Raw genomic sequence first — 18,812 nt, forward strand, 5'->3', positions numbered from 1 at the left:
GCGCGCACATGAACGCGGACAGCACCGGCACCCCGCCCGAACCGGGCAGTCAGTGGTACGACGGCGAGGCCGGGCCCCTCGTCCGCCCGTACGCCATGACGGGCGGACGCACCAGGCCCGGTCCCACCGGGGTCCGCTTCGACCTGATCGCCCTGGTCACCCTGGACACCGGCGCACCCGGCGTCGACGACGACATCGGGCTCGGGCCGGAACACCGGGCCCTGATCGACCTGTGCCGCACCGAGACCCAGTCCGTCGCCGAACTCGCCGCGGGCGCCGACCTGCCCGTGGGCGTGGTCCGGGTCCTCCTGGGCGACCTGCTGGAACTCGGCTGCGTCACCGTCAGCCGACCCGTACCGCCCGCGCAGCTTCCTGACGAACGGATTCTGCGCGAGGTGATCGAAGGGCTGCGGGCCCTGTAGATGACAGTTCACCACCACCCGGTCCCGTACGGGGCAAGCCGGTACTCCCGAGAGAAGTGATCGATGGTCTCCGAGCACTCCGACGCGCAGGACGGCGAGACGGCCGCACTGGCGTTGAAGATCCTGGTCGCCGGCGGATTCGGCGTGGGCAAGACCACCCTGGTGGGTGCGGTCAGCGAGATCAGGCCGCTGCGCACCGAGGAACTGCTCAGTGAGGCAGGTCAGTTGGTGGACGACACCGACGGCGTGGACCAGAAGGTCACCACGACCGTCGCCATGGACTTCGGACGCATCACCATCAGGTCCGGTCTTTCCCTGTACCTCTTCGGCACTCCGGGCCAGGACCGCTTCTGGTTCCTGTGGGACGAACTGTCGCAAGGAGCCCTGGGTGCCGTGGTCCTCGCCGACACCCGACGCCTGGAGGACTGCTTCCCGGCGGTGGACTACTTCGAGCACCGGCACATCCCGTTCGTGGTCGCCGTCAACTGCTTCACCGGCGCCCGCACCTACGGCGCCCAGGACGTCTCACGCGCCCTCGACCTCGACCGTGGAACACCGGTGGTGCTGTGCGACGCCCGTGACCGCGACTCGGGGAAGGAAGTACTGATCCGGCTCGTCGAGTACGCCGGGCGGATGCACACCGCCCGGCTGCTCGACTCGGTCGGCTGACAAAACTCCGGCGGGCGCGCCCCGCTCAGCTCGCGACGGCCTTCTCCGCCAGCACCTTGTCGACCGTGACCCGGACGAGGAGTTCCCCGGGCACCCCGTTGCGGGCCCCGAACTCCTCGGCACGCTCCTCGCCCATGTAGCGCGCCCCGATGCGGGTGGCCCACTGCCTGAGCTCGTCGAGGTCCTCCGAGATCCGGGCCCGGCCCCGGAGGACGACGAAGTCGAAGGGTGGCCTGTCGTCGTCCACACACAGCGCGACCCGGCCGTCACGCACGACATTGCGTCCCTTCACGCTCGTGCTCGCGGTGTTGAACACCACGTCGTCCCCGTCGAGCACGAACCAGATCGGGGTCACGTGCGGACTGCCGTCGGCCCGGACGGTTGCCAGCTTTCCGGTGCGGGTGCCGTGCGAGACGAAGTCCCGCCATTCCTTGTCGGTCATCTTCTGCGCCATGCCCCCATCCTCCTTGCCCGTGCCGCAGTCGTGGTGAAGGCTGGCGTGGAGATCCTCCGGCCAGGGGGAGTCATCACGCGGGGAGACCGGATCATGGTGCAGAACCAGGGACTTGGCTGGCTGTTGGACGACCTGACCGAACGCGTCGAACACGTACGGCACGCACTGGTCCTGTCCAACGACGGCCTGGTGACGGGAGCGAGTACGGGGCTGCGGCGCGAGGACGCCGAGCATCTTGCCGCCGTCTCGTCCGGACTGCACAGCCTGGCCAAGGGCTCGGGACGCCACTTCGGCGCGGGCAGAGTGCGCCAGACGATGGTCGAGTTCGACGACGCGGTGCTGTTCGTGACCGCCGCCGGCGCGAGCAGCTGTCTGTGCGTGCTCAGCGGTGCGGAGGCCGACATCGGTCAGATCGCCTACGAGATGACCCTGCTGGTCAACCGAGTCGGTGAACACCTCGGCGTGGAGACCAGGCAGCCCGAGCGAACCCCGACCACAGAGGCCTGACCTGCATCTTTTCCCTCTCCTGAGGACTTATCCACAGGCTCGCCACGAGATCTGCCGAAGCGGCTACGGTTTTTCCCGAGGCCGCGCGAACAGCGCGAGCCACCGACTCCACGGGGGAGACCGGCCATGTCAGGCAACACCGTCGCACCACCGCACAGCACCTCCTGCACGCCGAGCCGCGCTGCACGCGAACTGGGGCTCAGGCGAGGCGAGTTCGACCTCGCGGTGGACCTCGGATGCATCCGCACCGTGCCTGACGAAGGGGGCGGGGGCCGGCGGGTCACCCGCACCGAGATCGACCGACTGCACGCCGAGGACGGCTTCCCCGAGGCCCTGAAGCAGCGCGTCGAAACCGTGGGCACGAAGGAAGGAGCGGGCCTCCTGCAGGTGACGCCCGGCAAGTTCACACGGCTGGCCCGGCTAGGTGTGGTCAAGCCCGTCAAGTTTTACCTGAACCGGTACAGGGCCGTGGTCTGGCTCTATCTGGCAGAAGAACTTCGGCAGTTCGCAGCCGATGAGAACAACGCGCCGCTGCTGACGGGCCGAACACCCACCGGTGCGCGGGAGCAGCTCGCGGCGGGGCTGGATCTGCGGCCCCGCAACTGGCGCTCGCGGCACCTCGGGTTCCTGCTGCGGCGGGCCGACAGCCATCCCTGGGCGTGCGCCGCGGCCGTGGCCTCCCTCCTCGACGCCGTCCAGGTCGCGGAGATCGTCCAGGACCCCTATGAGCGGGTCCACTTGAACCGTTTTCGGCCCAGGCCGCCGGCGCACGGCGCGCCGGGCTCGCCTGCCGCGCACCTGGCCGAGAGCCTCACCGTGGCGGAGGACCCGGACGAGATCGACTGGCTGCGGGCCGACCTCGCACAGGCAGTCAGCCATGCGCGCGCCGTGCAACCGGCGCCGCGGCCGACTGCCCGGCCGAGGCCGGCGGAAGCAGCGGAACACAAGCGCCCCGCACCGCAGGCGGCTGCGGAACACAAGGCGCCCATGCCCTCCATGGCCGCGGCACTCAATCCGACCGTGCCGTCGACGGCTGTGGCACAGGATCCGCCCCTGCCGTCGACGAACACGGCGCAGGACCCGCCCGCGCCCTCGACGGCCGTGGAACAAGACCTGCCCGTCCCCGAGGCACCGGGACGCTCACACGGCCTGCTGGGCTGGCTGCGCCGCAGAACTCCGTGACCTACAGCGCCCGGAACAGACCTTCCTGGACCACCGACACCAGCAGCCGGCCCTCGACATCGTAGATCCGCCCGCGTGCCAGGCCCCGGCCGCCCGTGGCGATCGGCGACTCCTGGTCGTAGAGGAACCACTCGTCCGCGCGGAACGGCCGGTGGAACCACATGGCGTGATCCAGCGAGGCGATGTCGAAGCTCCGCGGGCCCCAGAGGGGTTCGACCGGGATGCGGACGGCGTCCAGGAGGGTCATGTCGCTGGCGTAGGTCAGCGCGCAGGTGTGCACGACGGGGTCGTCGCCCAGCGGCCCGACCGCGCGCATCCACACGGCGCTGCGCGGCTCGGCGTCCTTGGCCTCCGCCACGGTCCAGCGCAGCCGGTCCACATAGCGGATGTCGAAGGGCTGGCGGCGCGCCATCCGCTCGTAGCGCTCGGGCAGCGCACCCAGATGCTCCCGGATCTCCTCGGTGACCGTCGGCAGGGACTCCGGGGCCGGGACCTTGCGGGCCGGCGGCAGCTGGTGCTCGAAGGAACCTTCCTCAGGCTTGTGAAAGGAGGCGGTGAGATTGAAGATCGTGCGGCCCTGCTGCACGGCGGTGACCCGGCGGGTGGTGAACGACCGGCCGTCCCGTACCCGTTCGACCTGGTACACGATCGGCTCACCCGGCCGGCCCGGGCGCAGGAAGTACGCGTGCAGCGAGTGCACCGGACGCTCGCCGTCCGTGGTGCGGGCGGCCGCGACCAGTGCCTGGCCCGCCACCTGGCCACCGAAGACCCGCTGCAGGGACTCCTGCGGGCTCAGGCCGCGGAAGATGTTGACCTCGATCTGCTCCAGGTCGAGCAGGTCCACCAGTCTCTCGGCCGGGTTCGTCATGCGTGGCATTCTCCTTGGCTCACGACTTGGCTCACAGCTGGCCGACGTCGGTGACGCGGACGACAGCACGGCCCTCGGCGTCGGAGGCCGCGAGGTCGACCTCCGCGCTGATGCCCCAGTCATGATCGCCGTTCGGGTCGGCGAAGATCTGGCGAACGCGCCACAGACCGTGCTGCGGCTCCTCCTCGATGAGCAGCAGCTTGGGCCCGCGGGCGTCGGGGCCGGTGCCCAGGTCCTCGTACTCGTCCCAGTACTTGTCCATCGCCTCGCCCCATGCGTCGGCGTCCCAGCCGGAGTCGGCATCCAACTCGCCCAGTTCCTCGACCTGGTCGAGAGCGGCGAGCTCGACGCGGCGGAACATGGCGTTGCGGACCAGGACCCGGAAGGCGCGGGCGTTGGAGGTGACCGGCTTGACCTCGTCGGCCTTCTCCTGGGCCTCCTCGGCCGTCATCTCCTCCGGGTTGGCGAGCTGTTCCCACTCGTCCAGCAGGCTGGAGTCGACCTGGCGGACCATCTCGCCGAGCCACTCGATGAGGTCCTGCAGGTCCTCGGACTTGAGATCGTCGGGGATGTTGTGGTCGAGGGCCTTGTAGGCGCTGGCGAGATAGCGCAGCACGATGCCCTCGGTGCGGGCCAGCTCGTAGAAGGACACCAACTCCGTGAAGGACATGGCGCGTTCGTACATGTCCCGGATGACGGACTTCGGCGACAGCGGATGGTCGCCCACCCACGGGTGGCTCTTGCGGTAGGTGTTGTAGGCGTGGAAGAGCAGCTCCTCCAGGGGCTTGGGGTAGCTGATGTCCTGGAGGCGCTCCATGCGCTCCTCGTACTCGACCCCGTCCGCCTTCATCGCGGCCACGGCCTCGCCCTTGGCCTTGTTCTGCTGGGCGACGAGGATCTGCCGCGGATCGTCCAGCGTCGACTCGACGACGGACACCATGTCCAGGGCGTAGGACGGCGAGTCCGGGTCGAGGAGTTCGAAAGCGGCGAGGGCGAACGTGGACAGCGGCTGGTTGAGCGCGAAGTCCTGCTGAAGGTCCACGGTGAGGCGGACGATGCGGCCGGTGGCGTCCGGCTCGTCGAGCTTCTCGACGATGCCGCCGTCCAGCAGCGAGCGGTAGATGGCGATCGCCCGCCGGATGTGCCGCAGTTGCTGCTTGCGCGGCTCGTGGTTGTCCTCCAGCAGATGGCGCATCGCCTCGAAGGCGTTGCCCGGACGGGCGATCACCGACAGCAGCATCGTGTGCGTCACCCGGAAGCGGGAGGTCAGCGGCTCCGGATCGGAGGCGATGAGCTTCTCGAAGGTGTTCTCCGTCCACCCGACGAAGCCCTCCGGCGCCTTCTTGCGGACGACCTTGCGGCGCTTCTTCGGGTCGTCGCCCGCTTTGGCGAGCGCCTTCTCGTTCTCCACGACATGCTCGGGGGCCTGGGCGACGACAAAGCCCGCCGTGTCGAAACCGGCCCGCCCGGCACGGCCCGCGATCTGGTGGAACTCACGGGCGCGCAGCGTGCGCACACGGCTGCCGTCGTACTTGGTCAGCGCCGTGAACAGCACCGTGCGGATGGGCACGTTGACGCCCACGCCGAGCGTGTCCGTTCCGCAGATCACCTTCAGCAGACCGGCCTGCGCGAGCTTCTCCACCAGGCGCCGGTACTTGGGCAGCATGCCGGCGTGGTGGACGCCGATGCCGTGCCGCACGTACCGGGAGAGGTTGCGGCCGAACTTGGTGGTGAAGCGGAAGTTGCCGATCAGCTCGGCGATCTGCTCCTTCTCCTGCTTCGAGCACATGTTGATGCTCATCAGGGCCTGCGCCCGCTCCACGGCCTGCGCCTGTGTGAAGTGCACGATGTAGACGGGCGCCTGCCGGGTCTCCAGCAGCTCGGTCAGCGTCTCCGTGAGCGGGGTGAGCCGGTATTCGTAGGACAGCGGGACCGGGCGGGTCGCGGAGCGGACCACCGCCGTGGGGCGGCCGGTGCGCCGGGTGAGGTCCTTCTCGAACATCGAGACGTCGCCGAGCGTGGCCGACATCAGGACGAACTGCGCCTGGGGCAGCTCCAGGATCGGGATCTGCCAGGCCCAGCCGCGGTCCCCCTCCGCATAGAAGTGGAACTCGTCCATGACGACCTGGCCGACGTCCGCGTCCTTGCCGTCGCGCAGCGCGATCGAGGCGAGGACCTCGGCGGTGCAGCAGATGACGGGCGCGTCCGAGTTGACGGACGCGTCGCCGGTGAGCATGCCGACGTTCTCGGTGCCGAAGATCTTGCACAGTTCGAAGAACTTCTCCGAGACGAGCGCCTTGATCGGGGCGGTGTAGAAGGTGACCTCGTCCCGGGCCAGAGCGGCGAAGTGGGCGCCCGCGGCGATCATGCTCTTGCCGGAGCCGGTCGGCGTCGACACGATCACGTTCGCACCGGAGACCACCTCGATCAGCGCCTCCTCCTGATGGGGATAGAGGGTGAGACCTCGCTCCTGGGCCCACGACTCGAAGGCTTCGTAGAGGGCGTCGGGGTCGGCGGTCGGCGGCAGCTGATCGATGAGGGTCACGGACCCATCTTGCCTGGCCTCCTCCCCCAGGGGGGAATCGGTTGCCGGCAGGAAGATCACGACCAGTACGCTGGGGCGCCGACGGAGCGTCAGCGCACCCGGTCAACTGGACAGCGGCACACGAGGAATGGGGCGGGCAACGGCCATGATGGGACCAGCACACTCACTGTCGGGCGCCGCCGCCTGGCTCGGCGTCGGTGCGGCGGCCGCAGCGACCGGGCACCCGATGCCCTGGCCGGTCCTCCTGGTCGGCGCTCTGATCTGCGCCGGAGCCGCTCTCGCCCCGGACCTGGACCACAAGGCGGCCACCATCTCCAGGGCCTTCGGCCCCCTCTCGCGCGGGCTGTGCGAGATCGTCGACAAGCTCTCCTACGCCGTCTACAAGGCGACGAAGAAGCAGGGCGACCCGCGCCGCTCCGGCGGCCACCGCACGCTCACCCACACCTGGCTGTGGGCGGTGCTGATCGGTGCGGGTACGTCGGTCGCCGCCATCACCGGTGGCCGCTGGGCGGTGCTGGCCATCCTCTTCGTCCACATGGTGCTGGCCATCGAGGGCCTGTTGTGGCGGGCGGCCCGCGGTTCCAGCAGCGACGTGCTGGTGTGGCTGCTGGCCGCGACCAGCGCCTGGATCCTCGCCGGCATCCTGGACAAGCCGGGCAACGGCTCGGACTGGCTGTTCACCGAGCCCGGCCAGCAGTACCTGTGGCTGGGACTGCCGATCGTGCTGGGCGCGATAGTCCACGACATCGGGGACGCGCTGACGGTCTCCGGCTGCCCGATCCTGTGGCCGATACCGGTGGGCCGCAAGCGCTGGTACCCGATCGGCCCGCCGAAGGTCATGCGCTTCCGGGCCGGCAGCTGGGTCGAGCTCAAGGTGCTGATGCCGGTGTTCATGCTGCTGGGCGGGGTGGGCTGCGCGGCCGCGCTGAACTTCATCTGAGGAAACCGGTCCGCAGGGGTGGGGCACGTCTGCCGCCGCCCCACTCCTGCGGGTGCTCGGAGTCAGTCCCTCCACTGCTGGGCGGGGGAGACACCCGGCAGCGGCCTGCCGATCACCGCGAGGGGAATGAAGAAGCAGACCTGGCCTATCGCGATCGTCAGCGTCGTGAGTGCCGTCTCGTCATAGTGCTTGGCCGCCTCCGCATACAGGTCGTCCGGGACCCGCTCACCGTGCGGGTTCGGGGTGAGCACGGCCTCCACCAGCGCCAGCGCGACCCGCTCGGCATCGGTGAAATAGGGGGCGTCCGTCCAGGTCGCCACACCCGTGATCCGCTCCTCGGACTCGCCGGCCCTGCGCAGGTTGCCGCTGTGCATCACGGTCAGATACGTGTTGCCGACCAGCTGGCCGGCGCGCAGCTGCACCAGGCTGATGGTGCTCTGCGGAACCGAGCCGTTGCCGGTGGCCTTGAACAGCGCCCCGGCGACCGGACCGAACTCGGGGACGAGCTTGACGGGGTTGGACAGGCGCGGCTGCGTGGTCATGACGTTTCCTTCCGCAATCTTCGGTGCTTCCGTCGTACTGACGGATCCCGAAGGGCGGATGTGACCGCCTGCGTCATGAGTGGCCGCGGGGAGCTCACGCGTCCTTTCCGCCGCCGTAGCGCCGTTCGAACTGGGCGATGCGTCCCTCCGTGTCCACGGTCCTTGCCTTGCCGGTGTAGAACGGGTGGCTCTCGGAGGAGATCTCCACGTCCACCACGGGATACGTCTCGCCGTCGTCCCACTCGATGGTCTGGTCGCTGCTCGCGGTGGACCGGGTCAGGAAGGCGTAGCCTGCGGCGCGGTCACGGAAGACGACCTGGTGGTAGTCGGGGTGCTTGTCCTGCTGCATACGGGGCTCCTTGGCTGGTCGCGGCTGGTCAGCCGGACAGGGCGTCCTCGTCGACGATGTGCATGGCGGCCTCCTCCGCGGAGGCCGCCGCGCCGTCGATGCCGACGTCCCGGGCCACCAGGGCGCTCTCCTCGTCCTCGTGCGCGCCCTCGTCCGGTGCCACGAGACGGCCGGAGCGGACGGCGCCGACCTCGTTGTCCAGGAGTTCGCCGTCGGTGCCCTCGCAGTCGCCGATGCCGTCGGTGTCGGGCATCACGAGGTCCGGCAGTTCCTCGGCGAGCCGCTGGTCCAGGGTCTCCCCGTGCTGCCGCTCCGCCGCCGTCACATCGGGGCGCTCCACCGCCCATGGTCGGTCCGGAGGGGACCAGCCCCGGTCGAGGGGGTCGTCGACACCGTCGTCCACCAGGGTGTCCTCCACGTCGAGCAGCCCGGAGTCCTCCTGGATCTCGGATCCGTCGGGCTGGTAGACGTCGTCTCCCCATCCGTCGGCGCTGTTCACGGGTACCTCCAGGTGGGTGGGGACGGGCCCGTTGCTCACCGCGCGGGGCGTCGGTGCGCCATGACGCGGAGCACAGGCTGCGCCCGGGAGGAACCATTGCTCCCACGGCGCTCCCCGAGCCGGTGCCGATATCCAGCCTTCCACCCCTTTTCGCGACTGCGCAACGGCACGGCACCAAGAGGTACACAGGCAGGGGAGAAGCGGCCTCGTGGGGGTATGCGCGGGTGGCGCGGGGCCGGGGTCGACGTCAGCCGCGCAGCACGGCCGACGACCAGACATGGCCGTCGTCCGTCACCAGGTCGACGCGGTCGATGGCGCGGGCCGATCCGTAGGCGATCCAGGTGGCCCGCCCGGAGGGGGGCATCCACCACTGGCCGGCGTCGCGGGCGGAGCCGTCCTTGAGCAGGAGCCGGCAGGTGTAGTGGGTGCCGGGCCGGCCGGCCGTGATCTGCATGACCACGACGCGCTCGCCCCCGGCCCGGCTCGGTTCGACGGTGCCCACCCGCGCCCCCGAGCCGGTGAGCAGCAGGCCTCCGTGATCGCTCGCGGTCACCTGGGCCGGGGCCGAGTCGTGGTGCAGGAGCGCGGTGCCGGCCGTGCCCAGGCACAGTCCGGCCGCGGCGGCCGCGGCGACCAGCAGCGGGGTGCGGCGGCGCCGGCGAACGGGCGAGGGGCGGCGCAGTTCCAGGCGGTCGAGGACCCGGGCATCGAAGCCGGGCGGGGCCGTGACCGCAGGAGCCGCGGGCAGCACCCCGTCGACGGCCGCCGAGAGGTCGTCGTAGGCCGTGCGGCAGGTGGCGCAGACGGTGAGGTGGCGCAGCAGCTCCGCCGGTGCGCCGGGGAGGGTGCCGAGGGCCAGGGCGGTCAGTTCGTCCTCGTCAGGGTGTTCCATCGCGGCTTCCCTCCTTCAGCACGTCGCGCAGCCGGCGCAGGCCCGTGCGGATGCGGGTCTTGGCGGTGCCCAGGGGGATGTGCTCGTGCCGGCCCACCTCGGCGGCGGTGCAGCCGCCGAGCACGGCGAGCGCCACCGCCCGGGCCTGCTCTACCGGCAGGGCCCGCAGCCGGTCCAGGGCACGCTCGCTCTCCAGGGCGATCAGGGCCAGCCGCTCCGGGCCGGCGGAGTCGTTCTCGGCCCGCAGCGTCACATCGAGGAGCCGTTCCAGGGTCTCGGCCAGGACGGGAGTGGAACGGCGCGCCCGCACGGCGTCGATCGCGGCGTTCCGCGTGATGGTCAGCAGCCAGGTGAGCACCGAGGCCCGCCGCGGGTCGAAGTTCCCCGCGGCCCGCCAGGCCCGTACGAACACCTCCTGGCTCACGTCCTCGGCGAGTACCGGATCGCGGGTCACCGACAGCGCCAGCCCGTACACCGCGTCCTGGAAGCGGCGCACGAAGGCGATCGCCGCCTGCTCGTCGCCCAGCCCGAATCCGGCGACTAGAGCGGCGTCGTCGACCCGATCGGCACGTGAGAACAACTCCACGCACACAGGTACGCACGGGAGCACCGAAAGGATTGAGTGCAATCCACCTAAATCCGTCCACATCGCTCGCCCGTACAACCTCTGTCGGAAGGGACGGAGAGATCATGAGGGGAACCAGGATCACCGTGGCGGGCATCGCACTCGCAGGTCTGGCGCTCGCCGGCTGCGGCGGCGGGGGCGGCAGCGCCCACAGCGCCCGCCCGGCAGCGGCCACCATGAACACCTCGACGATCGGGATCAGCCACTCACCGGTCGGGGACATCCTCGTCGACGGCGGCGGGCGCACGCTGTACCTGTTCACAGCGGACGGCAAGAACACCGACTCGATGAACTGTGACGCCACGTGCATGAAGCTGTGGCCGCACATGGAGGGCAGGCCGCACGCGGGCGCAGGCGTCGACGCGCACCTGGTCGGCCACACGAAGGGCTCGGGAAAGCCCCAGGTCACCTATGCCGGACACCCGTTGTACTACTACGCCAAGGACCGCAAGGCCGGCGATCTCAAGGGCCAGGGCATCGACAGGGTCTGGTACGTCCTGAACGCCAAGGGCACCGCTGTCAAGAAGGCGGTACCGGCGTCGAACAGCAGCGGTGGTGGTTACGGGTACTGACCCGGTCGGAGGCCGCCGAACGGCAGCCCCCGACCGGGCCGGGAACGCTCACCCGTGCCAGGACCGCCACAGCGCCGCATACGCCCCCTGCGCCGCGACCAGCTCGTCGTGGCTGCCGAGCTCGCTGATGCGGCCGTTCTCGACGACGGCGATCACATCGGCGTCATGGGCGGTGTGCAGCCGGTGGGCGATGGCGACCACCGTTCGGCCGTCGAGGACGCGGGCGAGGGAGCGCTCCAGGTGGCGTGCCGCACGCGGGTCCAGCAGCGAGGTCGCCTCGTCCAGGACCAGTGTGTGCGGGTCCGCCAGCACCAGCCGGGCCAGCGCGATCTGCTGGGCCTGCGCCGGGGTGAGCGCCAGCCCGCCCGAGCCGACCTCGGTGTCCAGACCGTCGTCCAGCGCACGCGCCCACCCCTCGGCGTCGACCGCGCCCAGGGCCGCCCACAGCTCGGCGTCCACCGCACTCGTGCGGGCCAGCAGCAGGTTGTCGCGCAGGGAGCCCACGAAGACGTGGTGCTCCTGGTTGACGAGAGCCACATGGGAGCGGACGCGTTCGGCGGGCATCCGGGACAGCTCTGCGCCGCCGAGGGTGATGCGGCCCTCCCGCGGCGCGTAGATACCGGCGAGCAGCCTGCCCAGCGTGGACTTGCCCGCGCCCGAGGGGCCCACCAGCGCCAGCCTGGTGCCGGGCGCGACCCGCAGCGACACCTTGCGCAGCACGTCCACGCCCTCGCGGTAGCCGAAGTGCACCCGGTCCGCGTGCACGTCGCGCCCGTCGGGGGCCAGCGAGTCCTCACCCGCATCGGGCTCGATGTCCCGCACGCCGACCAGCCGGGCCAGCGACACCTGGGCCACCTGCAGCTCGTCGTACCAGCGCAGGATCAGGTTCACCGGGTCGACGAGCATCTGCGCGATGAGCGCGCCCGTCGTCAGCTGGCCCACCCCGATCCAGCCCTCCAGGACGAACACGCCGCCGATCATCAGGACCGAAGCGAGGACCGTCACATGGGTGAGGTTGATGACGGGGAAGAGCACGGACCGCAGCCAGAGCGTGTAGTTCTCCCATGCGGTCCATTCCCGCACTCGGCGCTCGGACAGTTCGATCCGGCGCTCGCCGAGGCGGTGGGCCTCCACGGTGCGGCCGGCGTCGACCGTCTCCGCCAGGGCGGCGGCCACGGCCGCGTACCCGGCGGCCTCCGAACGGTAGCCGGAAGGCGCTCGCTTGAAGTACCAGCGGCAGCCCGCCACCAGCAGCGGCACGGCCACCAGCACGGCGGGCGCGAGCGGCGGCACCGTCACGACGAGACCGCCGAGCAGCAGCACCGCCCACACCACGCCGATCGCCAGCTGCGGCACCGCCTCGCGCATCGCGTTGGCGAGCCGGTCGATGTCCGTCGTGATCCGGGACAGCAGGTCGCCCGTGCCGGCCCGTTCCAGGACGCCCGGCGGCAGCCCGACCGACCGTACGAGGAAGTCCTCGCGCAGATCGGCCAGCATCCGCTCGCCGAGCATCGCCCCGCGCAGCCGCACCTGCCGCACGAAGACGGCCTGGACGAGCAGCGCGAGCACGAACAGCGAGACGGTGAGCGGGAGATGAAGCTCCCGTGCGCCGTCCGACACCCGCTCGACCAGGTCGCCCAGCAGCCACGGGCCCGCCATCGAGGCGAGGACGGCCGCCGTGTTGACGGCGATCAGGACCAGGAAGGCACGGCGGTGCCGGCGGAACAGCTCGGCCACATAGGCGCGTACGGTCGCGGGGGCGCCGACGGGCAGGGTGTGCGCCGTCGTCGGGGCCGCCGGGTCGTACGCCGGTGGCGCCACGCCGATCATGCTGTCTCCTCGATCTCTTCCAGTTCCTTCAGAACGTCGTCGTCTTCGAGTACGCCGCTCAGGGCGGCCTCTTCCTCGGTCTCCCGGGTCACCACGGCCCGGTAGCGGGGTTCGGTGTGCACCAGTTCGCGGTGCACGCCGACCGCGGCGACCTCGCCCTCGTGGACCAGCACGACACGGTCCGCGTGGTCCAGGAGCAGCGGCGAGGAGGTGAACACCACCGTCGTGCGCCCCTCCCGAAGCGCGCGCACTCCCTCCGCGATCCGTGCCTCGGTGTGCGAGTCGACGGCCGAGGTCGGCTCGTCCAGGACGAGCACCTCCGGGTCGGTGATCAGCGAGCGGGCCAGCGCGAGCCGCTGTCGCTGCCCGCCGGACAGCGATCGTCCGCGTTCGGTGATCCGCGTGTCCATCGGGTCCGCGGCGTCCAACGACCCCTGGGCGAGCGCCTCCAGGACGTCCCCGCACTGCGCGGCCGCCAGCGCGTCGCGCGCCGAGACATGACCCGAAGCGGGCACGTCGAGCAGCTCGCGCAGCGAACCGGACAGCAGCACAGGGTCCTTGTCCTGGACGAGGACCGCTTCACGCGCGGCCTTCAGCGGCAGCTCGTCGAGGGGTACGCCGCCCAGCAGGACGGAGGTGCCCTGCTCGGCGGGGTGTCCGCCCAGCCGTTCGGCGAGCAGGCCCGCCGCGTCCGGGTCGCCGCACACCACGGCGGTCAGCCGGCCCGCGGGGGCGAGCAGACCGGTTGCCGGGTCGTACAGGTCCCCCGAGGGGACGTCGGCCGTGCGGGAGCCCTCGGTGTCCGTGGCCCGTTCCAGCGACAGCACGCGCGCCGCCCGTTTGGCGGAGGGCCGCGAGAAGGAGTAGGCCATCGCGATCTCCTCGAAGTGCCGCAAGGGGTACGTCAGCACCATCACCGAGCTGTAGACGGTGACCAGTTCTCCGACGGTGATGCGGCCCTGGCGGGCCAGGTGGACGCCGTACCAGACGACCGCGACCATCAGCAGGCCCGGCAGCAGCACCTGGATCGCGGAGATCAGGGACCACATGCGGGCGCTGCGCACGGCCGCATGGCGGACCTCCTGGGAGGCGCGGCGGTAGCGGTCGAGGAACAGCTCCTCGCCGCCGATGCCGCGCAGCACGCGCAGTCCGGCGACGGTGTCCGAGGCCAGTTCGGTGGCCCGTCCCGCCTTCTCGCGCTGGAAGTCGGCCCGACGGGTCGCCCGAGGCAGCAGCGGCAGCACCGCGATCGCCAGCAGGGGCAGACCCGCGGCGACGACCACGCCGAGTGCCGGCTGGTAGACGAGCAGGGCGACGCAGACCAGTACGACGGTGAGGGCCGCCGCGGTGAACCGGGAGACGGCCTCCACGAACCAGCCGATCTTCTCGACGTCACCGGTGGAGACGGCCACCACCTCGCCGGCCGCGACGCGCCGCGTCAGCGCCGAACCCAGCACGGCGGCCTTGCGGGCGAGCAGCTGCTGGACGCGGGCGGCGGCCGTGATCCAGTTGGTGACCGCGGCACGGTGCAGGAACGTGTCGCCGAGTGCCGTGCCGAATCCGGCCAGCGCCAACAGGGCGCCCGCCAGGGCGAGTCGGGTCCCCGAGCGGTCGACGACGGCCTGGATGGCCGTGCCGACGCAGAAGGGCAGCGCGGAGACCGACGCGAAGTGCAGCAGGCCCCAGGCCAGCGACTTGAACTGACCGCCCAGTTGATTACGGCCCAGCCACCACAGGAATCGGGGACCGGAGCGTGCGTCCGGCACACCCGGGTCGGGATACGGAAGGTCTTGAATCTGCATGACGACTGACGTCCCAGTGGCTCGTGTCAGGGGGTGGGGGGAGCCGCGAACGGCGGCAGCAAACCGTGACAGGTTCGCGTCGGAGCGTGGTCGGAAGCAAACGGTTTTCCGTGGCGCCGTACAAAATGGGGCGATGCGAAAGATCGGTGCACCGCGTGCGGCGGCCGCGGTGGCGGCTCTGGGAACACTTTTGACGGCCTTGACCGCGTGCGGCGGGGCGCAGGACAGCAGTACCGCACAGACAGGGGCCGCGGGCAACACGGCCGCCACGCGCGCGCGTACCGCCGAGGGCACCCGCATCCCCGGCATCGGCGACCGCCTGGGCCGGCGGATTCCCCGGGACTCCCGCCAGGTCGTGGCGGTCTACGGGGCAGGGAGGGACTCCGCGGACTCCACCGTCGTGCTGTACACCAAGCACGGCTCGACCTGGGAGCGGTCCCGCAGCTGGCCGGCACACAACGGCAAGAAGGGCTGGACCACCGACCACCACGAGGGCGACCGGCGCAGCCCCGTCGGAGTGTTCACCCTCACCGACGCGGGCGGCGTCCTGCCCGACCCCGGCACCCGGCTCCCGTACACCCGCGACGCGTCCTTCGCGGCCCCGCGCCGCTGGGCCGCCTCGCACTGGCACGACTTCGACTACGTCATCGCCATCGACTACAACCGCGTCAAGGGCACCGCGCCCAACGATCCGACCCGTCCCGAGGGCGACGCGAAGGGCGGCAGCATCTGGCTGCACATGGACCACGGCAGCGGCACGTCGGCCTGCGTCAGCCTGTCCAAGGCGGCGATGGAACACCTGCTGCGCACGCTCGACCCGGACGGGCATCCCGTGGTGGTGATGGGGGACAGGGCGGACCTGGAGGCGTAGCACCTTTGACGGAGGTCTCATTGCCACGAGGCGCCGACTCCCCGTAGAACACGGGCCATGAAGAGACGGATCGTCATGTCCATGCTCGCGGGAGCGACCCTCCTGGCGAGCACCCTCCTCGGGGCGGGGCCGGCAGGCGCCGCCGACGCGCCCGCCGAGTTCGGCACCGACTGGCACGACCCGGTGACGGCGGCTCCGCCCATCGACAGACCGGCCGGCAAGTCCTGCCAAGTCACCCTCGCCGAGGCGCAGTTCAAGGACTTCACCCCCTACAAGGGAACGTACACACCGCCCAAGGGCTGTGGTGACCGCTGGAGCAAGGTGGTGCTGCGCCTCGACGGCAAGGTCAAGGGGCGGCAGTTCGACCGGCTCGGCTATCTGCACGTCGGTGGGGTCGAGATCCTGCGCACCTCCACCCCCGAGCCCTCGCCCGACGGCATCGCGTGGTCCGTCGAGAAGGACGTCACGCGCTACAGCGACACCTTCCGCCGCGGCCAGGACGTCGAGATGCTCATCGGGAACGTCGTCGACGACACCTACACCGGCGTGCTCGACGTCAAGGTCACACTCACCTTCTACCCGGGCGGGCCGGCCGCCGCGCCCGCGGACAAGGTCCTCACCCTCGGCGACGGCAACACCCTCACCACCCCGCGCAACAGCGAACGCATCCTCGCCGAGGTGTACGCCACCGGATCGGGCGGCGGCTGCGAGGAGTTCTGGTACCTGGCGGTCCCCGACAAGGCGCCGTACTCCTGTCAGGCCGATGGCGGCCCGTACCGCGAGGTGCAGATCAAGGTCGACGGCCAACTGGCCGGAATCGCCGCACCGTTCCCGCACGTGTGGACCGGCGGCTGGTCCAACCCCTTCCTCTGGTACGTCGTTCCGGCGCCGCGCGCCTTCGACGTCAAGCCGATCGAATACGACCTGACCCCCTTCGCGGGGCTGCTCAACGACGGCCGCCCGCACCGGGTCGACGTCTCGGTGGTGGGCGTGCCCGAGGGGCAGAGCGGCTGGAGCGCGCCGGTCGATGTGCTCGTCTGGCAGGACGCCGGGCGGGCGCACGTGGGTGGAAAGCTCACCCTGGACCGGGCGGGCGACCTCGCGAACTCCTCGACGTATACGGCCGGTTTGCCGGAGCGGGTGGACACGAAGGCCGGTCACCGGCTGACCGTCTCCGGATACGTCGACACCTCCCACGGGCGCGTGACCACCACGGTCAGCCGCACCCTGGCCAACACCTCCGTCCATCAGTGGACCGACGGAGAGAACATGGACGGCCTCGACGCCACCTGGAGCGACGACCAGTCGGTCACCGTCGACGGGCGCGGACCGGCCACAACGACGCTCACCCACCGCACGTACACGATGAACGGCTCGACCACGATCGGCGACGACGCACGGCTGCGCACCGTGCTGAGGCTCGGCGACCGCGCCGCCGTCGTCGAGTCGCGCGGCGGCCGGCGCACGGGCTGGTCGCGGCTGGACGACACGGTCAGCGGCGACGCCACCTATACGACGGGCGTCCCGCGCGACCAGCGGCACGCGATCGGCACGACGAGCGAGCGGTACCGCCTGTACGGCTCGGCCGGCTGCTACGACCGCTCCCTGACGACCGTTCAGGGGGTGCTCACGGAGGAACGGGACGGCTGCTGAGGCCAGTTGTGTGCGATGCGTCACAGGGTGCGTGATTTACATGTCCGCAACACAGAGGTTGCGGGTTGGATCATCCGGAGCGCGAAAGTGATCGTCACGGAAACCGCTTTCCGTATCGCAGAAGTCTCCCCGGCTTCTGCGAGTTGACGTCCCCACTAGGAGTGCCCGTGCCGCCGTCCGTCCCGTTCGCCCCGCGACGCGTCGCACGCATACTGCGTACCTCTCTGTTCGTGCAGGTCCTCTGCGCGCTCGTCCTCGGAATCGTCGTCGGGAAGCTGTGGCCCGGCTTCGCCGCGGATCTCCAGCCGCTCGGCGACGGTTTCACCCGGCTCATCAAGACGATCATCTCGCCGCTGGTGTTCTGCGTGGTCGTCGTCGGCATCGCCAAGGCCGGTGACCTCAAGGCCTTCGGCCGGATCGGGCTCAAGGCCCTGATCTGGTTCGAGGTCGCCAGCACCGCGGCGCTGATCATCGGCCTGGTCGCCGCCAACGTTGTCCAGCCCGGCTCCGGCATGCATGTCGACCCTTCCACCCTGAGCAGCAAGGCGGTAGACGCCAAGACGGGCGGCGGCGCGCTGCCTTCGACGACCGAGTTCATCGTCAACGCGCTGCCCACCAGTTTCATCGGTGCCTTCGCCGAGAACTCCCTGCTCCAGGTGCTCGTCCTGGCCTGCCTGGTGGGCGCCGCGCTGCTGCACCTCGGCCACACCAAGGTGCCCCAGGTGCTGCCCGCCGTCGAGCAGGCCCAGGAGATCATCTTCGCGATCGTCGGCTTCGTGATGCGGCTGGCTCCGATCGCGGTGTTCGGCGCGATGGCCGTCCTGATCGGCCAGTACGGGCTCGGAGTGATCGAGACCTACGCCAAGCTGATCATCCTGTGCTACCTCGCCGCGGCGCTGTTCATCGCTCTGCTCGCCGTCGCCCTGCGCATGGTCACCGGGCTGAGCCTGTGGAAGTTCCTGCGCTACATCCGCGAGGAGATGCTCCTCGCCCTCGGCACCGCGTCCACCGAGTCCGTCATGCCGCGGGTGATGCAGAAGCTGCGCAGGGCCGGCGCCCGCGACGACGCGGTGGGCCTGGTGCTGCCCACCGGCTACTCCTTCAATCTCGACGGTGCCTCGCTCTACCTCTCCATCGGCACGCTGTTCATCGCCCAGGCCGTCGGTGTCGATCTCAGCCTGAGCCAGCAGATCACCGTCGTCCTGGTGCTGATGCTGACCAGCAAGGGCATGGCGGGCATCCCCGGCTCCGCCTTCCTCGCCCTGTCCGCGACCGCCTCCTCGCTGGGGGCCATCCCCGCCGGAGCGGTGGCGCTGCTGCTGGGCGTGGACCGGATCATGGACTCGATGCGGGTGGTGACGAACCTGCTCGGCAACTGCGTCGCCGTGTTCGCCGTCTCCCGCTGGGAGGGGGCGTTGGACTTGGAGCGGGCGAAGAAGGTGCTGAGTGGTGAGGCTGACGTCGTGAGCGAGGCGCCGGTGCCGGCGGAGCCTGTCGCCCAGTAGCTCGGGGAAGCCTGTTCGCGGGCGGCCGCGGGTGGTTCGTGGTTGATCGCGCAGTTCCCCGCGCCCCCTCAGGGGCGCGGGGAAC

Annotated in this window: 19 protein-coding genes; 9 read left to right on the forward strand and 10 right to left on the reverse strand. The window is 70.6% G+C overall.

Going from position 1 to position 18,812, the window contains the following annotated elements:
* Positions 1-8: 8 nt before the first annotated feature.
* Positions 9-422: a DUF742 domain-containing protein gene (locus ABT254_RS44045; RefSeq protein WP_351483353.1), complete on the forward strand. Its 414-nt coding sequence runs from the start codon at positions 9-11 to the stop codon at positions 420-422.
* Positions 423-485: 63 nt separating this feature from the next.
* Complete coding sequence (locus tag ABT254_RS44050; RefSeq protein WP_115914234.1) at positions 486-1,091, forward strand: ATP/GTP-binding protein; 606 nt, start codon at positions 486-488, stop codon at positions 1,089-1,091.
* A 25-nt stretch (positions 1,092-1,116) separates the two neighbouring features.
* On the opposite strand, the gene ABT254_RS44055 is transcribed toward ABT254_RS44050, so the two are convergent.
* Positions 1,117-1,545 (reverse strand): PPOX class F420-dependent oxidoreductase, encoded by a 429-nt coding sequence (locus tag ABT254_RS44055; RefSeq protein ID WP_351483354.1) that lies wholly within the window; start codon positions 1,543-1,545, stop codon positions 1,117-1,119.
* A 93-nt stretch (positions 1,546-1,638) separates the two neighbouring features.
* On the opposite strand from ABT254_RS44055, the gene ABT254_RS44060 reads away from it, so the two are divergent.
* The gene (locus ABT254_RS44060; RefSeq protein ID WP_351483355.1) at positions 1,639-2,052 is read left to right on the forward strand and encodes a roadblock/LC7 domain-containing protein; all 414 of its coding nucleotides are present in this window, start codon (positions 1,639-1,641) and stop codon (positions 2,050-2,052) included.
* Between the two features lie 126 nt (positions 2,053-2,178).
* Positions 2,179-3,234 (forward strand): DUF6397 family protein, encoded by a 1,056-nt coding sequence (locus ABT254_RS44065; RefSeq protein ID WP_351483356.1) that lies wholly within the window; start codon positions 2,179-2,181, stop codon positions 3,232-3,234.
* Position 3,235: 1 nt separating this feature from the next.
* Here ABT254_RS44065 and ABT254_RS44070 read toward each other — a convergent pair whose 3' ends face one another.
* Both ABT254_RS44070 and ABT254_RS44075 read right to left on the reverse strand, forming a co-directional pair.
* Complete coding sequence (locus ABT254_RS44070) at positions 3,236-4,102, reverse strand: acyl-CoA thioesterase (RefSeq protein ID WP_351483357.1); 867 nt, start codon at positions 4,100-4,102, stop codon at positions 3,236-3,238.
* 31 nt (positions 4,103-4,133) lie between these two features.
* Positions 4,134-6,647 (reverse strand): DEAD/DEAH box helicase, encoded by a 2,514-nt coding sequence (locus ABT254_RS44075; protein WP_351483358.1) that lies wholly within the window; start codon positions 6,645-6,647, stop codon positions 4,134-4,136.
* A gap of 145 nt (positions 6,648-6,792) precedes the next feature.
* Here ABT254_RS44075 and ABT254_RS44080 point away from each other — a divergent pair, with 145 nt between their 5' ends.
* Positions 6,793-7,587: a metal-dependent hydrolase gene (locus tag ABT254_RS44080; RefSeq protein ID WP_351483359.1), complete on the forward strand. Its 795-nt coding sequence runs from the start codon at positions 6,793-6,795 to the stop codon at positions 7,585-7,587.
* Positions 7,588-7,649: 62 nt separating this feature from the next.
* Here the strand turns inward: ABT254_RS44080 and ABT254_RS44085 are convergent, their stop codons facing one another.
* The 5 genes from ABT254_RS44085 to ABT254_RS44105 form a co-directional block, all read right to left on the reverse strand.
* Complete coding sequence (locus ABT254_RS44085) at positions 7,650-8,129, reverse strand: carboxymuconolactone decarboxylase family protein (protein ID WP_351483360.1); 480 nt, start codon at positions 8,127-8,129, stop codon at positions 7,650-7,652.
* 94 nt (positions 8,130-8,223) lie between these two features.
* The gene (locus ABT254_RS44090) at positions 8,224-8,478 is read right to left on the reverse strand and encodes a type B 50S ribosomal protein L31 (RefSeq protein ID WP_275774518.1); all 255 of its coding nucleotides are present in this window, start codon (positions 8,476-8,478) and stop codon (positions 8,224-8,226) included.
* Positions 8,479-8,506: 28 nt separating this feature from the next.
* Entirely contained in the window at positions 8,507-8,977 is a 471-nt protein-coding gene (locus tag ABT254_RS44095; RefSeq protein WP_266952019.1) for a DUF5709 domain-containing protein, read from the reverse strand.
* Positions 8,978-9,224: 247 nt separating this feature from the next.
* Positions 9,225-9,869: a cupin domain-containing protein gene (locus tag ABT254_RS44100; protein WP_351483361.1), complete on the reverse strand. Its 645-nt coding sequence runs from the start codon at positions 9,867-9,869 to the stop codon at positions 9,225-9,227.
* Positions 9,856-10,455 (reverse strand): RNA polymerase sigma factor, encoded by a 600-nt coding sequence (locus ABT254_RS44105; protein WP_351483362.1) that lies wholly within the window; start codon positions 10,453-10,455, stop codon positions 9,856-9,858. Before ABT254_RS44105 ends, ABT254_RS44100 begins: the two co-directional genes overlap by 14 nt.
* A 104-nt stretch (positions 10,456-10,559) precedes the next feature.
* Between ABT254_RS44105 and ABT254_RS44110 the strand changes: the two genes are divergently transcribed.
* Positions 10,560-11,066, forward strand: a complete 507-nt coding sequence (locus ABT254_RS44110; RefSeq protein WP_351483363.1) for a COG4315 family predicted lipoprotein — start codon at positions 10,560-10,562, stop codon at positions 11,064-11,066.
* Between the two features lie 48 nt (positions 11,067-11,114).
* Here ABT254_RS44110 and ABT254_RS44115 read toward each other — a convergent pair whose 3' ends face one another.
* Both ABT254_RS44115 and ABT254_RS44120 read right to left on the reverse strand, forming a co-directional pair.
* Positions 11,115-12,896 carry an ABC transporter ATP-binding protein gene (locus ABT254_RS44115; protein ID WP_351483364.1) on the reverse strand — a complete coding sequence of 594 codons (1,782 nt, stop codon included), beginning with the start codon at positions 12,894-12,896 and terminating at the stop codon, positions 11,115-11,117.
* The gene (locus ABT254_RS44120) at positions 12,893-14,698 is read right to left on the reverse strand and encodes an ABC transporter ATP-binding protein (protein ID WP_351483365.1); all 1,806 of its coding nucleotides are present in this window, start codon (positions 14,696-14,698) and stop codon (positions 12,893-12,895) included. The genes ABT254_RS44115 and ABT254_RS44120 overlap by 4 nt, the downstream gene beginning before the upstream one ends.
* 133 nt (positions 14,699-14,831) lie before the next feature.
* Here ABT254_RS44120 and ABT254_RS44125 point away from each other — a divergent pair, with 133 nt between their 5' ends.
* The 3 genes from ABT254_RS44125 (at position 14,832) to ABT254_RS44135 (ending at position 18,727) form a co-directional block, all read left to right on the forward strand.
* Complete coding sequence (locus ABT254_RS44125) at positions 14,832-15,569, forward strand: L,D-transpeptidase family protein (protein ID WP_351483366.1); 738 nt, start codon at positions 14,832-14,834, stop codon at positions 15,567-15,569.
* 57 nt (positions 15,570-15,626) lie between these two features.
* Positions 15,627-17,222, forward strand: coding sequence for a peptide-N4-asparagine amidase (locus ABT254_RS44130; protein ID WP_351483367.1), 1,596 nt, complete (start codon positions 15,627-15,629; stop codon positions 17,220-17,222).
* A gap of 167 nt (positions 17,223-17,389) precedes the next feature.
* Entirely contained in the window at positions 17,390-18,727 is a 1,338-nt protein-coding gene (locus ABT254_RS44135) for a cation:dicarboxylate symporter family transporter (RefSeq protein ID WP_351483368.1), read from the forward strand.
* Positions 18,728-18,812 lie beyond the last annotated feature (85 nt).

Origin of the sequence: Streptomyces sp. NPDC001137, assembly GCF_040298885.1 — a bacterium.
In the GTDB taxonomy this organism is placed as follows: Bacteria; Actinomycetota; Actinomycetes; order Streptomycetales; family Streptomycetaceae; genus Streptomyces.